Below are 15,210 nucleotides of genomic sequence, written 5' to 3'. Positions count from 1 at the left end.
CGGTAAAAAATGGATAAAGCTATTATTATTGATAAAGCAGTTATTATTGTAGTTGTATTCGCAATTACAATGCTTATGGCGATGTATGCTACGTTAGCAGAACGAAAGATTGCAGCGTGGATACAAGATCGTTTAGGTCCAAACCGTGCAGGTAAAGGAGGGGTTTTACAACCTTTGGCCGATGGTTTAAAACTATTCGCTAAAGAGGAGTACGAACCGAATACCCCTAACCGATTCTTATTCAAATTTGGTCCTTTCTTGGCGATGACTTTAGCGCTTATGACGAGTGCTGCACTGCCTTGGGGTGACAAATTTGTTTTATTTGGAAGAGAAATTATTTTACAAGCTGCCGATATCAACGTGGGACTTTTGTATATTCTTGCGGTATTATCCGTTGGGGTTTACGGGATCATGATTGGAGCATGGGCATCAAACAATAAGTATTCCTTGATGAGTGGTATTCGTGCTGCTTCTCAAATGATTTCTTACGAAATTGCCATGGGGCTTTCGTTAATTGCGTTGTTGTTGTTAACGCAAACCATGAGCATGAGAGAAATCGCCTTGCAACAAAGTGGAATGAACTGGAACGTATTTTATCAACCAATTGGTTTTATAATCTTCTTAATTTGTTCATTCGCTGAAACCAATCGAGCACCTTTTGACTTAGCCGAATGTGAACAAGAGCTAATTGGTGGATTCCACACAGAATATTCATCTATGAAAATGGGATTCTATTTATTTGCGGAGTACGCAAATTTATTTATCTCTTCGGCGATTATCGCTGTGTTGTTCTTCGGAGCATTTAACTACCCTGGGATGGCCTGGGCTGTTGAAAACTGGGGCGTAAATATTGCAAATGTATTGGGTATTATTGCCCTATTTGTAAAAATTTGTTTCTTCATCTTTGTGTATATGTGGGTACGTTGGACACTTCCGCGTTTCCGTTATGACCAATTGATGAACTTAGGATGGAAAACCTTAATCCCATTGGCATTATTGAACCTAATTGTTACAGCTGTTGTAATCTTACTTTTAAACTAATTAAACATGTCATCAACTACTACCTATTCTTTATCAGGAAGAAAAAAGATGGTTTCAAACAAGAAGCTATCTTGGAGCGAACGCATCTATTTGGTTGCGATTATCAAAGGAATGATGGTTACCTTAAAACACATGTTTAAGAAAAAGGTGACAATCTCTTATCCAGAACAAACCCGTCCATTTAGCCCCGTTTACCGCGGTAGACATACGCTAATGCGCGACGATGAAGGAAGAGAGCGCTGTACGGCTTGTGGTCTTTGCGCCTTATCTTGCCCTGCAGAAGCAATCACAATGAAAGCAGCTGAACGAAAACCAGAAGAAAAACACTTGTACCGCGAAGAAAAGTATGCTGAAATCTACGAAATCAACATGTTGCGTTGTATCTTCTGTGGGTTATGTGAAGAGTCTTGTCCAAAACAAGCGATTTACTTAACAAAGTCTGGAGAAATTACCAAGGCCGATATTACCCGTGAGAACTTTATCTACGGAAAAGATAAATTAGTGATGCCGTTAGAGGCCGCTATTGCGAATACAAACAAACAGAATCAAGCGTAATCATGGTAGAAATTTTATTTTATATCCTTTCGACAATTACTCTAGGGAGTGCAGCCTTAACGCTGTTGAGTAAAAACCCGATTCACAGCGCTTTGTGGTTGGTTGTTAGTTTCTTCTCTATCGCGGGTCACTACATTCTATTGAACTCGCAGTTCTTAGGTATGATTCACATTATGGTGTACTCTGGGGCCATTATGATTTTAATGTTATTTACCATCATGTTAATGAACTTAAATATCAGCCACGAGGTATCTAAACCACTTGTATCAAAAGTAACAGCAACAATTGCCTTCTGTTTAGTAGGTTTACTGTTGCTATCGATTACCTTAAGAGGAAATCAAGCCTATGAATTACAATATGCCACACCTGGACAAGATTTCCAATCGGTTCACGTCTTAGGGAAAGTATTGTTAAATGAATACGTTGTTCCTTTCGAGATGATTGCAGTATTGTTATTGCTAGCAATGATTGGAGCGGTATTGATTTCGAAAAAAGACAAATCTGAAAAAGCAGTATAAACATGGAAAATGTAATTGAAATCATCGGTATTGATAAATACATCTACTTATCAATTTTATTATTCTGCATCGGAGTATTTGGAATATTATATAGACGAAACGCAATTGTAATGTTTATGTGTATTGAGATTATGTTGAACTCAGCCAACATGTTGATGGTTGCCTTTTCTACCTATCATCAAGATGCACAAGGACAAGTTTTCGTATTCTTTACCATGGCTGTTGCTGCAGCAGAAGTTGCTGTAGGATTGGCTATTCTGGTATCGATTTACAGAAATATTGGCGCAATTGACATTGATAAATTAAAGAACTTAAAAGGATAATTCCTTATGGATACAAACGTAATTTTACTTTTATTATTGGTCCCATTAATTGGGTCTTTGGTTAATGTTTTCTTCGGAAAAAAATTAGGTAATGGTTCAGGAATTATCGCAACTGTAGCAGTTTTAATTTCTTTTATCATTTCCCTATTGGCCTTCATCCAGGTAAACAATAGCAAACAACCTATTGAAATCGAACTATTCGAATGGATGGCTTTAGCGAACTTCAAGGTAAACTTTGGTTTTTTACTAGATCAACTTTCGCTCTTGTGGTTGTTATTTGTTACAGGAATCGGAACCTTGATTCACTGGTATTCGACCAACTACATGAAAAATGACGAAAACTACGCTAAGTTTTTCGCTTATTTGAATCTATTTATCTTCTTCATGATTGTGTTAGTTACGGGAAGTAACTTGTTAATCACGTTCATCGGATGGGAAGGTGTAGGATTGTGTTCGTACTTATTAATCGGATTTTGGCATAAAAACCAGTCGTATAACGACGCTGCTAAAAAAGCTTTTATCATGAACCGCATTGGGGATTTAGGCTTTTTAGTGGGTGTATTTATCTTGGCTTTCTTGTTCCAATCTTTAGATTATATGACAATTAAAGAAGCCTTGTTACAAGGAACTAACCACCAAATCAATATGTGGATCGGATGGGCAGCCTTAGCGTTATTCATTGGAGCAGTAGGAAAAAGTGCTCAAATTCCATTGTACACGTGGTTACCCGATGCGATGGCAGGACCAACGCCTGTATCTGCGTTAATTCACGCAGCAACTATGGTAACTGCAGGGATTTTCTTAATCACACGATTAAACTTTGTTTTTGACTTAGCCCCCCATATCCAAAACATCATTGCCATTGTAGGTGCAGTAACCTCTTTGTTTGCAGCAACCATTGGTCTGGTACAAACGGATATCAAAAAGGTATTGGCTTATTCAACCGTATCTCAATTGGGATTAATGTTTATGGCTGTCGGATTTGGTGCTTACGAAATCGCGGTGTTCCACGTGGTAACCCATGCGTTCTTCAAAGCTTGTTTATTCTTAGGATCAGGATCAGTGATCCACGCTATGGGCGGAGAACAAGACATGAGAAATATGGGTGGTTTAAAGAAATTTATGCCAGCAACCTATGCGACTTTCCTCCTAGCGACAATCGCTATTTCTGGATTCCCACCGTTCTCTGGTTTCTTCTCAAAAGACGAAATCTTACTCACGGCATTCAGTCATAATCCTGTACTTTATGTCATCGGATCAATCGCATCTATCATGACGGCGTTCTATATGTTCCGCTTGTTGTACTTGACCTTCTTCAAAAATTTCAGAGGAACACAAGAACAAAAGAATCATTTGCATGAAAGCCCAGCAGCTATTACCATTCCTTTATGGATCTTAGGTATTTTATCCGTAGTTGGTGGAGTAATTAGCCTGCCAGGAAACAGCTGGTTAAATAGCTATTTAGAACCTATTATCGTCAACAGTGCAAACGCACATCCACACGTATTGGGTACAACCGAATACATCTTGATGGCTATTGCAGTTGTTGGTGCATGTATTGGTTTATTTATCGCGTATAGCAAATACATCAAAAAAGGTGAACTTCCTCCTGCAGATGAAGAAATGACAGGATTCCATAAAGTCTTATACAACAAATACTACATAGACGAAATCTACATGAGAGTGATTGTTAAACCAATCTATACGCTTTCCGTTTTCTTTAGAGACGTCATCGAAGTAATCTTGTCTGAAGCCATTTATGGACTAGGAAAGATAGCAGATGGATTGTCTTTACAAGGGAAAAAAGCACAAAACGGAAACATCGGACTGTACTTATTCGCCTTTGTATTTGGAATCTGTTTGATGTTGTATTATTTATTCATTGCAAGATAATTTAGAGAGATGAACGTAACTATAGTATTATTAACGTTATTAGTTGGAGCATTTGCTACGTTTTTAGCAAACAAAACACTAGCCCCTAAAATTGCATTGCTCTTTGGGTTAGTGGCATTTGTAGAAACAATTGCCATCATTTGCCAACACAATTCAGGCGTAAATGCCGGTTTTACCACGCAATGGATTATGAATCCCAACATTCACATTGCCCTAAAAGCAGATGGATTAGCGTTAGCACTTGTTTTATTAACAACGATGTTAACACCGCTAATCATTCTATCTTCTTTTGGAAATCACATTGAAAAATCAAACCTATTCTACGGCTTGGTGATGTTTATGTCATTCGCTATGACAGGAACTTTCTTAGCTGCAGATGGATTTTTATACTATATTTTCTGGGAGTTATCTTTAATTCCTATCTACTTTATTGCTTTACTATGGGGGAATGATACCTTCGAAGCACGTAAAAAAGCGATTTTCAAATTCTTTATTTACACCTTTGCAGGATCCTTATTCATGTTGGTTGGGTTTATCTACCTTTACCAAAAAGCAGGTAGTTTCTTATTGGCAGACTTATATCATGTAACGCTAACAAGCCAAGAGCAATACTGGATTTTCCTTGCTTTCTTCTTAGCTTATGCCATTAAAATTCCCATCTTCCCTTTCCATACATGGCAGGCGTCAACGTATGAAAAAGCACCTACTGTTGGAACCATGCTTTTATCGGGGATTATGCTAAAAATGGGATTATACTCGATTATTCGTTGGCAATTGCCTATCGCTCCATCAGCAGCGAAAGACTTAATGCCTACTATTTTAGTTTTGTGTATCATTGGGGTAGTTTATGGATCAATCGTAGCACTAAAGCAAGTGAATATCAAGCGTTTCTTCGCTTATTCATCTTTAGCACACGTTGGGTTAATTGCCGCTGGTGCTTATACCTTAACTTTAGACGGTTTATTAGGAGCCGTATACCAAATGTTAGCACACGGTTTCGTTATTGTTGGTTTATTCTACGTAGCAGAAATCATGTTCAACCGATTCGGAACAAGAGCCATCAATGAAATGGGAGGAATTCGCCAACAAGCGCCACAATTCGCCTCTTTATTCATGATCTTGTTGTTTGCGTCGATTGGTTTACCCGGAACGTTCAGTTTCATCGGAGAATTTAGCTTGCTATACGGTCTATCGCAAATCAATATCTGGTACGCGATCATCGGAGGAACAAGTATCATTTTTGGTGCCTTCTATATGTTGCGCATGTTCCAACGATCTATGCTAGGGGAAACGAATGAGAAAGTATTTAAAGAAGTAACAGTGAACGAGAAAATCGTACTCGGGATATTAGTAATCACCGTGATTTTCTTAGGGGTATACCCGAAACCAATTACCGATTTAATTACACCAAGTTTGGTTGAAATCGTATCCTATATTAAATAACAATTGAGATTCAGCTTATTCTGAAGCCATAATTCCAAAATATAAAAGATGAATACATTAATAGCAGTTGGCGTATTAGCGGTTATCGTTCTACTAGCAGAGATTATTAATTTGAGAAAATTAATCATCCCGCTTACGGTTGTAGGACTACTGGGAATTCTGGGGTACACACTTTGCAACATTGATGTGGTGGAAGCTCACTACAACAATATGATTGTGACTACTAAGTTTTCAAGTGCCTTTTCTTCTTTATTTATTGCCCTAACCATTTTGTTAGTAGCGTTGAGTAAAGACTTTTATCAAGCGCAATTTTCTAAACTATCAGACTATATTTCACTCAAATTATTCTTGCTCATGGGAGCGATTTCCATGGTGAGTTTCGGAAATATGGCGATGTTTTTTGTGGGACTAGAAATTCTTTCTATCACCCTATATATTCTTTGTGGATCTGATCGTACCAACATTAAGAGTAACGAATCCGCCATGAAATACTTCCTACTGGGGTCTTTCGCTTCTGGTGTAGTGCTATTCGGAATTGCCCTTGTGTATGGAGCAACAGGTTCTTTCGACTTGGCTCAAATTGCAAAATTAACAACGAGTAACCCTATGCCCATTTGGTATGCCTTAGGGGTAACAATGATTATCATTGGAATGTTGTTCAAAATTGCAGCGGTTCCGTTCCACTTCTGGGCACCAGATGTATACCAAGGTGCACCAAACTTAACGACTGCGATGATGAGTACGTTAGTTAAGGTAACAGCTGTTGCGACGCTATACAAAGTGTCGATAAACTTATTACACCAAATGCCTTCGCATTATACTACGGCTATTGTTATTATCGCCATCTTAACGATGACTGTCGGTAATATCATGGCCTTGCGTCAAGATAATATGAAGCGTTTATTGGCGTATTCAGGTATTTCACATGCTGGTTTTATGATGATGGCTCTAACAGCTTTGGGCAGTGCAACACCTAACTTATTCTACTATGCAACATCATACGCATTTGCTGGTATCGCTGCTTTTACTGTATTGACCATCGTAACCAAAGGAAAAGACAACGAACACATTGATAACTTCAAAGGATTAGGCAAATCTAACCCCCTTTTAGCGGTTATCTTATCTGTAGCGTTATTATCTATGGGAGGGATTCCAATCTTTGCTGGTTTCTTCGGAAAATTCTTCTTGTTTACAGAAGCAGTGAAAAACGGATTTATCACCTTAGTCATCTTCGGGGTAATTAACTCGTTCATCAGCATCTATTACTACTTGAAAATTATCATCTTGATGTTTGCTAAAAACCAAGAGGAAGAAGAAGTAAAACCGGCAAAAATTCAAGTGCCACTAGCCTATTCGATCGTAGGACTCCTTGCTGTAGCTGCAGTCGTAGTTTTCGGTTTATACCCGTCCCTTTTATTAGGCTTATTCAACTAAGAACAAATAAATAACAATTCAATAAATTACGGAAGACCAAGTATTCTTTTTAGAAACTTGGTCTTTTTTTTGGTATTTGTTCTGCGTTCTTTGTTGTTTGTGCTTCGCTTTTTTGTTGGCATTTACTCACCAAACCTCACCAAACCTCGCCAATCCCTCACCAATCCCTCACCAAACTCTCACCCAATCCTCACCAAACCTCACCAAACCCTCACCAATCCCTCACCAATCCCTCACCAATCCCTCACCAATCCCTCACCAATCCTCACCAATCCTCACCAATCCTCACCAAAATAAAACATTCAAACAACAATCAAAAATCTCGTTCACAAATCAAACAAACTACAGATTTTCAATCAATTAAACAGAAAAGCAATACCAAAAAAACTTATTTTAGTGCTCTTAATAACAACTTTTAACCTACTATATACCTGTCTCAATGGGTTTGTTTAAGTCATCGAACAACCATGGAGCAAATAACCCGTTTGAACAGGTAAACCTAAATCACAAATTATGAGTACAAAACCCCTACACCGTGTAATTTCAGACCATGATTCGCACAACCTCACCTTAATCCAACAATTGTATAACCACAATTCCAACTTTGCTGCTTATGCGAAAAGTATAACAGCACTTTTTTATTACTATATGCATCATTGCACCCAAACCCATGACGATTTTTCTTTGAATACGGATGATGTACAGGATGTATTGGAACTAGTCCATCTGCTCCAAAATCTAAAACAACCAACGATTTAGCTCGTTTTTTTAAAATCATTTTCTCATCATGACGAAAAAGCCGTAGCAAACTTAGTTTACTACGGCTTTTTATTCTTTTAAAACTATCCATTAAAGAATCTCAACGTTCTGTTTTCATTTATTCCCAATACTCCATCGTTCTTTCATAACACTCGAGGCTTTTCAACGTATTGTGCTGCTGTTTATTTCGAAACAAGGTTCTCAATGAATCAATATATTGCTTCAAATCTTCACTTTCATAAAAATCAAAAGCGCGTCTAAATGTCAGATGTGCTTTTAAATTTTTATCATCTAAAGGCATATTGGGTTTATATTCCTTTTCTAACCACTTATCAATTAACCGATAGTAGTTCGCATTGTCATACGTTGGATGATCTTTGGAATAAAAATCCATAATGATACAAAATTCATGATATAATTCTATACTTGAAAGGTCAACTAAGGAATCATATTGAATCTTAAGTTGTTCCTTCTCTTTCTTTAAAGCTCTATGGTATAAATCCATAAAAGCATACTGCCGATGAATAGCCAACAAACCTTCTATTTTTTGATCATTTAGATCCTGCTCTTTTTTTATAGCTGTTGAACAACTAATCAAGAAAATACAACCGAAAATAAAAATTACTTTTTCATATCGTTTAATTCAAAATGAATTATAATCGCACCTAGACTACAAGGTAAACAAAAACACCAATGATGAGACCAAATATACACAGAATATAAATTTCATTTACTAATCAAAAATTACCCGTTGTATTTCCTTTCTACTACTCCTTTTTCTTTAAAATAACCCACAAAAAAAACAGCAATAAACTCAAGTCTATTGCTGTTTTCTATTTTATACTACATAGGGTACAAAAACCCTTTATTTACTGTCTTTATGAACAGCCACAATCGCCGCTCCCGCAAGAGCCTCTGACATTTTTACCGTTGATAATCTATGCGCGATAATAATAACCGTTTTAATACATTAGACTCTCATTGGTATTCGTTTGCAAACAGTATCTTCAATTTGCTCTTGAGGTTTCTTCAAAGTCAATGGTTTTTCTTTTTTCGGCATCTTTTGATTTGCCAAAATTATAGGTTGCTGAAAAAGATATATTTCTAGCATCATAATAGTTATTAAATTGCTGGTAATTTGTATCAAATTTCTTTTCTCCTTTGGCTCTAAGTTGTTGAAACAAATCGTTAGCCACAATATTAAAGGAGAGCTTCTGATCAAAAAAAAGAAATTTAAACCCCATATCAAAAGAAGCCATATTTCGCAACGAACTATTCCCTTTTTTGGAAGGAAGTCTTTGCCAATAATTGACCAAGAGAAAACTATGTTCTGGATTTAACGTTAGGGTATTATTGATATAGTAACTTGTAGACAATCCTGTTTCTCCAATAATATGTTCCATTTTAGGCTGCGCTTTGACATAGGCCATATTGAAAGAAATACTATTTTCTAAAAAAGGAACCAATGACTTTGTGTACATAACATTTACTCCTAAATTATTTTGGTTATAATAATTGTAATAGGAAGATACTTCTATATCATTTTCAAAATTCGAAATTTGTCCAAACTCATTGTGTAATTCCTGATAATACAGGTCTATAGACAAATAATTATGGAATAAATAACCTAACTCAAAATTGTAATTGTAAGAAGGAGATAATAAAGGATTTCCTTCTGAATAGGAATAAGGATTACTGTACCACCTAAAAGGATCTACTTCTCTAAAACTAGGTCTATTAATTCGTTTATTATAAGAAATATAAAAAACATGAGAGTCATTCAATGTATGCGTTAAATATACAGATGGGAAAAAATTGTCGTATTCCGTCTTTTTACTTTGATCTACTGTCTTAGAAATACCTTGTGTATTCGTATACTCATAGCGCAAGCCAAGTTTCAATTCCCACGTCTTGAAAAATATCTTACTAAAATCAAAATACCCTGCATAAATATTCTCTTTGTAGTTAAATAATGCGGATTTAGTGGGATCAATCCAATATCCACGATCAGTCCAATTGAAATAGCCTACATCAGAATTATTGTGCATAGCAACATATTTCACACCGAAAGAAAGATTACTCCATGTATTATTCAACACGAAGTCCGCAGTAGCTGATAAAATTCTATAATTAACAGCTGAACTCGTTTTTACTCTATCTGCAAGCGAAGGATTTAATACGTCCATAGTTGTAAAATCAACAATCGAATTAGCAGAGGTATCAAAATAATTCATTCCAATATCTACTTGATCCCCTCTATTCGAAAGTTTACTTTGGGCATAAAGGTTAAGCGTATGTACTGGTGCCTTACTGTTATGTGTAGCTGCTGTCGACAAATCTTTATACAATGCATTCTGATCATAAAAGCTAGCGCTATTATGTACATCTTTATCATCATCTGCAGTTCCATAATTATAAATAAAACCTAATTTTGTGTTTTTCGACCATGCATAATTAAAACTGGTTTCAACTCCCGTTCCTTTATAAAAATCATGTCGATTTTCTTTTGAAACTAGCGATTGTTTATTCCATATTGCATAATTTTCTACGGCTTTAAGAGACGTATAATAGTGTCTTAAAGATACAGAAGAGGTTAATTTACTTGAACTGTAATTTAAACTCATGTTATTGGACAAACTAGTATAAGTCGCTTGTTTTACTGTACTTGTTAAACTACCATTCCATCCCAAATTTTCATTTTTCTTTAATACGATGTTAATTAACCCACTATTACCCTGTGCATCATACTTAGACGGTGGGGAGGTAAGAACTTCTATCCGAGCAATATTCTCAGAACGTATATTATTTAGATAAGATGTAAGTTCATTCCCTGATAAATACACAATTTTATCATCAATCAATATTCCAACCTTATTCTTTCCAACGATTGCTACTTCTCCTTGACCATTGACAGAGACTAAAGGAGTTAATGCTAGCTTTTCTAATGCACTAAATCCTGTAGCAGATGTCGATTGAGAAACATTAAAAATAATTCGATCCGTTTTTCGCTCAAACATTTTCTTTCTTGCAGTAATGGAAATCTCATCAAGATATATATTTTCATTTAGGACTAACTCCCCTAGATCCAAATCATGAGTTAGAACAATTTTTTTTGTGATAACCTCTGCATTTAACCACGAAACAGTTAGTCTATACTGCCCCACTTTTTGATTCAAAATAAAATTACCTAAACTATCCGTATACGCAGTAGCAACAGGTATACTATCATGTTCAAATAGAACAACAGTAGCAAAGGATATTGGATTGCCATATTCATTGTGAACTTTTCCTTTCACATCAACCTCTTGCCCTATAAGTATCTGGTTACAGCAAAATACCAAAAAAAAGAAAATAACATTTTTTTTCATAAACGGAACATTATATCAATCAATAATTATCAAAATTATATATTTTATTTAAATATTATTAATTTATTTCATTATAATATCAAATAATTTGCACTATTATTAATAATAATCAAATTTAATTTCATACCGTTTCCTTTCTACTACTCCTTTTTCTTTAAAATAACCCACAAAAAAAACAGCAATAAACTCAAGTCTATTGCTGTTTTCTATTTTATACTACATAGGGTACAAAAACCCTTTATTTACTGTCTTTACGAACATCCACAATCGCCGCTCCCGCAAGAGCCTCCGCCTTTTTTATTATTCTTTTTACCCCAGGCTTTCTTGATGAAAAACCCAATAGCAAAAAGCAATAGGCCATAAACGATAATCTCTTGGTAATCCATCGTGCTTTACTTTAAGAGTTGATAGGCTATAAACGCTGCCACATAAGCGAGAACCGTCATAAATACCAATTGGTAAATCGTCCATTTCCACGATTTTGTTTCTCTTCGTACAATAGCCACTGTAGCGGTACACTGCATGGCAAAAGCGTAGAAAAACATCAAGGATACTCCACTAGCCAAGGTAAATACTTTTTCACCTGTATCGGGCCATATTTCAGCAGCCATTTTTTGTTTGATACGGCCGTCTTCGTCGTTTTCATCTCCAGATCCTACATTATAAATCGTTCCTAAAACCCCGACAAAAATCTCACGTCCTACAAAAGAAGACAATACCGCAATACCCACTTTCCAATCGTACCCTAAGGGTTTAATTACCGGTTCGATTGATTTACCTAAAATTCCAATATAGGAGTTCTCCAAGCGGTAACTTGCCACATATTCACTCATTTCTTCTTCGGATACCTCTTGATTTTGGTGTGCTTGAGCCATGTGCTCCTCTGCATTTTCAAATTTATCGCCTGGGCCATGTGCACCTAAAAACCAAATAATAATGGACAAAACAAAGATAATCTTTCCGGCTCCTACTACGAATGCCTTGGTCTTCTCGTACATATTCGTCACAACGTTCTTGATAATTGGTGTACGGTAATTCGGCATTTCAATAACAAAATACGATTTACGCTCACTTTTGATGTACTTACTCAACGCCCAAGACGACAGTAAAGCCGCTAGGAATCCGATGAAATAAAATAAGGTTAACGTCAATCCTTGTAAACTCAAAAACCCAAATAAACGCGTTTCTGGAATCACTAAGGCAATAATGATAATATAGACTGGAATACGGGCAGAACAGGTTGTAAATGGTGTCACTAAGATCGTAATCAAACGCTCTTTGGGATTTTCAATGTTACGTGCAGACATAATCGCCGGAATTGCACAAGCATTTCCAGAAATTAAAGGCACCACTGACTTTCCACTTAATCCAAACGGACGCATGAGCTTGTCCATCAAGAACACCACGCGACTCATATACCCTGTTTCCTCTAAAATCGAAATGAACATGAATAAGATGGCAATTTGCGGAATAAAAGGCATCACACCTCCAATACCTGGTACAATACCATCAGCAATTAAATCCGTCAGTTTACCAGGCTCCATCACTTCATGTACCCAAGAACCTAAATTGGAGAATTGTTCATCAATCCAATCCATGGGTATACTCGACCATTCAAAAATCGCTTGAAACACCAACGTCATAATACCAAAGAAAATCAAATATCCATAAACTTTATGCGTTAAGATGCGATCTACTTTGCTGCGCAAACCTGTAGCTTTGCTCGTATCACGGGTATAAGTTTCCTTTAGCGTATCGTTGATAAACTGATAGCGTTTAATGGTCTTTTTATGTTGTAATTTTTTAATCTCGTTGTCTGACAACTGAATCCCTTTGGCTTCAATGTCCTTTTTCCCAATATTGCCTATGGTAATATCTTGGGAGTAAATCATCCACAATTTAAAAACCGAGAGGTTAGAAAACGTCAAAGCTAATTTTCCAAAGAAATCGGGATCGACATCCGTTGCATTTAAACAAGGCTCAATGGAGTAGTTTTTGTAATCCACTATCGCTTGTTTTAATTCCTGAATGCCCAATTTCTTCTTGGCACTCATCAACACAATTTTGGTATTGAGTTTCTTTTCTAAGGCCGCTACTTGAATGCTAATTCCCTTCTCCTCCATGTGATCGGCCATATTAATGGCTAACACCGTAGGGAATCCCAACTCTTTCACTTGGGTAAATAGCAAAAGATTTCGCTTTAGATTTTCTATTTCAGCCACAACAACAGCTACATCAGGATAGTCTTCATTGGTGGAATCAAACAACAAATCTAAGACAATGCGCTCATCTTCTGAACTGGCATTGATACTATAGGTTCCAGGTAAATCGATAATAGTAGCCGTTACCTCATCGTTTAACTTGGTTGTTCCTGATTTCTTGTCAACTGTAATACCGGGATAGTTTCCGATTTTGTGATTTAAACCTGTTAAGGCATTGAATACAGAGGTTTTACCTACATTAGGATTACCTATGAGGGCAACTTTTATGTCTTTTTTCATCAATTGGTCTTGCTAATCTTACTTCAAATTGCCTTCTAGGCTCACGACAATTTCTTTGGCTAACTCCTTGCGGATAGATAGATGGGTATCATTAATACAGAAATAAATAGGATCTCCTAACGGAGCTACTTCCAAAAGCTCAACAGCATTACCTGGCAAACAGCCCATTTCTAATAATTTTAAAGGTACTTTATGCATATCAAAATCAGCTATAATCCCCTTTTCATTTCTTTTCAATAAGTCTAATGTTGTATTCACCTTATTTAGATTTAATTCACATTGCAAAAATAAACAATAAAAAAAGAATTTGAATATATTTTTGGAGTTAATTAGTCCAAATACTACTAAGTCAAGGCCTTGAATCGACTCTACTGCTTGGGATTAATCGAAAAGCAAAAAAGCCAACGGGATTATCTTCCGTTGGCTTTTTTGTTATTTATGTGGAGCGCTTTCTACCGCTTATTTCGATTTCTTTTCATGTTCATACAACCATTGGATGTCTTCCCACAGTTCCTCCATATTCTTGTTTTCCGGATCTTTGGTATTGAGATTGGTTCCGTCATAAAACCCTCTGATACGACCTTCGCTATCCACGAGAATAAAGTTTTCCGTATGAACCATATCATATAACTCATCAGGCGAACCTGTTTTTACTGCAAGGTAGGAGTTTCGTGCGATATAGTAAATATCGCGTTTATCTCCGGTGACTAAATTCCAAATCGAGTCATCTACACCTCTTTTTAAGGCATATTCTTTTAAAACAGGAACACTGTCAATATCTGGGGTAACCGTATGGGATAATAGTTTTACTCCTGGTAAGGCTTTTATTTTCTCTTGCAACCACTCCATATTATCTCCCATTATTGGACAAATAGTTGGACAAGTAGTAAAGAAGAAATCCGCCACATAAATATGTCCTTCGTAGTCTTTATTGGTAATGGTATCTCCATTTTGGTTAATAAAGGTGAAAGGCGCGATGCGGTGTTTTTGCTTGTTTGCCTCGTGTTGAATTAAGCTATCCACCATCTCGGGATTCACCATGGAAGGAGTGTACACGGGTAAACTCTTTCTGTATTTCAAAGCGTTATAAAACAAAATGAGAATTCCACAACTCATTAAAAAGAAGAATAGAAAGAAATATCTATAGCGTTTAAAAAATTGAAACATGATTTTTTGAGTTTCCTACAAACTTACAAATTCCAACCCATAAATACGTTAAAGCAAGCTTAAAACAAGCTCGTTAATCTAAGACGCTTCTCGCTATTATTTTTGCTTATTAAACCCGCAAATGAAGTAAAAAAACATGATTTATTCCTAAAAATTCAATTTATAGGCGGAAATAGGAATTACTCAAAAGATATTTTCTATTTTTGTT

13 protein-coding genes are annotated in these 15,210 nt (G+C 36.3%); 8 read left to right on the top strand and 5 right to left on the bottom strand.

What is annotated here, in order from left to right; translation table 11 throughout:
• Positions 1-9 precede the first annotated feature (9 nt).
• From nuoH to ACLJX0_RS02090, 8 genes are all read left to right on the top strand, one after another.
• On the top strand, positions 10-1,041 hold the full coding sequence (gene nuoH, locus ACLJX0_RS02125) for an NADH-quinone oxidoreductase subunit NuoH (protein WP_410878015.1): 1,032 nt from the start codon (positions 10-12) through the stop codon (positions 1,039-1,041).
• Between the two features lie 6 nt (positions 1,042-1,047).
• Positions 1,048-1,596: a NuoI/complex I 23 kDa subunit family protein gene (locus ACLJX0_RS02120; RefSeq protein WP_410878014.1), complete on the top strand. Its 549-nt coding sequence runs from the start codon at positions 1,048-1,050 to the stop codon at positions 1,594-1,596.
• A gap of 2 nt (positions 1,597-1,598) precedes the next feature.
• On the top strand, positions 1,599-2,114 hold the full coding sequence (locus ACLJX0_RS02115; protein WP_410878013.1) for an NADH-quinone oxidoreductase subunit J: 516 nt from the start codon (positions 1,599-1,601) through the stop codon (positions 2,112-2,114).
• A 2-nt stretch (positions 2,115-2,116) separates the two neighbouring features.
• Entirely contained in the window at positions 2,117-2,437 is a 321-nt protein-coding gene (gene nuoK, locus ACLJX0_RS02110) for an NADH-quinone oxidoreductase subunit NuoK (protein WP_410878012.1), read from the top strand.
• Positions 2,438-2,443: 6 nt separating this feature from the next.
• Entirely contained in the window at positions 2,444-4,330 is a 1,887-nt protein-coding gene (gene nuoL / locus ACLJX0_RS02105; RefSeq protein ID WP_410878011.1) for an NADH-quinone oxidoreductase subunit L, read from the top strand.
• A 9-nt stretch (positions 4,331-4,339) separates the two neighbouring features.
• Entirely contained in the window at positions 4,340-5,773 is a 1,434-nt protein-coding gene (locus tag ACLJX0_RS02100) for a complex I subunit 4 family protein (RefSeq protein ID WP_410878010.1), read from the top strand.
• Between the two features lie 48 nt (positions 5,774-5,821).
• Entirely contained in the window at positions 5,822-7,207 is a 1,386-nt protein-coding gene (locus tag ACLJX0_RS02095; protein WP_410878009.1) for an NADH-quinone oxidoreductase subunit N, read from the top strand.
• A gap of 513 nt (positions 7,208-7,720) precedes the next feature.
• The gene (locus ACLJX0_RS02090; protein ID WP_410878008.1) at positions 7,721-7,966 is read left to right on the top strand and encodes a hypothetical protein; all 246 of its coding nucleotides are present in this window, start codon (positions 7,721-7,723) and stop codon (positions 7,964-7,966) included.
• A gap of 118 nt (positions 7,967-8,084) precedes the next feature.
• Here ACLJX0_RS02090 and ACLJX0_RS02085 read toward each other — a convergent pair whose 3' ends face one another.
• From ACLJX0_RS02085 to ACLJX0_RS02065, 5 genes are all read right to left on the bottom strand, one after another.
• Positions 8,085-8,501, bottom strand: a complete 417-nt coding sequence (locus ACLJX0_RS02085) for a hypothetical protein (protein ID WP_410878007.1) — start codon at positions 8,499-8,501, stop codon at positions 8,085-8,087.
• Positions 8,502-8,973: 472 nt separating this feature from the next.
• Positions 8,974-11,334, bottom strand: a complete 2,361-nt coding sequence (locus ACLJX0_RS02080) for a TonB-dependent receptor domain-containing protein (RefSeq protein WP_410878006.1) — start codon at positions 11,332-11,334, stop codon at positions 8,974-8,976.
• 392 nt (positions 11,335-11,726) lie between these two features.
• A complete protein-coding gene (feoB, locus tag ACLJX0_RS02075) occupies positions 11,727-13,835 on the bottom strand; it encodes a ferrous iron transport protein B (protein WP_410878005.1) in 2,109 nt (702 codons plus the stop codon).
• 18 nt (positions 13,836-13,853) lie between these two features.
• On the bottom strand, positions 13,854-14,093 hold the full coding sequence (locus tag ACLJX0_RS02070; RefSeq protein ID WP_410878004.1) for a ferrous iron transport protein A: 240 nt from the start codon (positions 14,091-14,093) through the stop codon (positions 13,854-13,856).
• A gap of 201 nt (positions 14,094-14,294) precedes the next feature.
• Positions 14,295-15,002: an SCO family protein gene (locus ACLJX0_RS02065; RefSeq protein ID WP_410878003.1), complete on the bottom strand. Its 708-nt coding sequence runs from the start codon at positions 15,000-15,002 to the stop codon at positions 14,295-14,297.
• Between the last annotated feature and the right edge of the window lie 208 nt (positions 15,003-15,210).

The sequence above is a fragment of the Myroides sp. DW712 genome (assembly GCF_046557355.1).
Classification (GTDB): domain Bacteria; phylum Bacteroidota; class Bacteroidia; order Flavobacteriales; family Flavobacteriaceae; genus Flavobacterium.
This window is presented reverse-complemented; position numbering and strand designations above follow the sequence as displayed.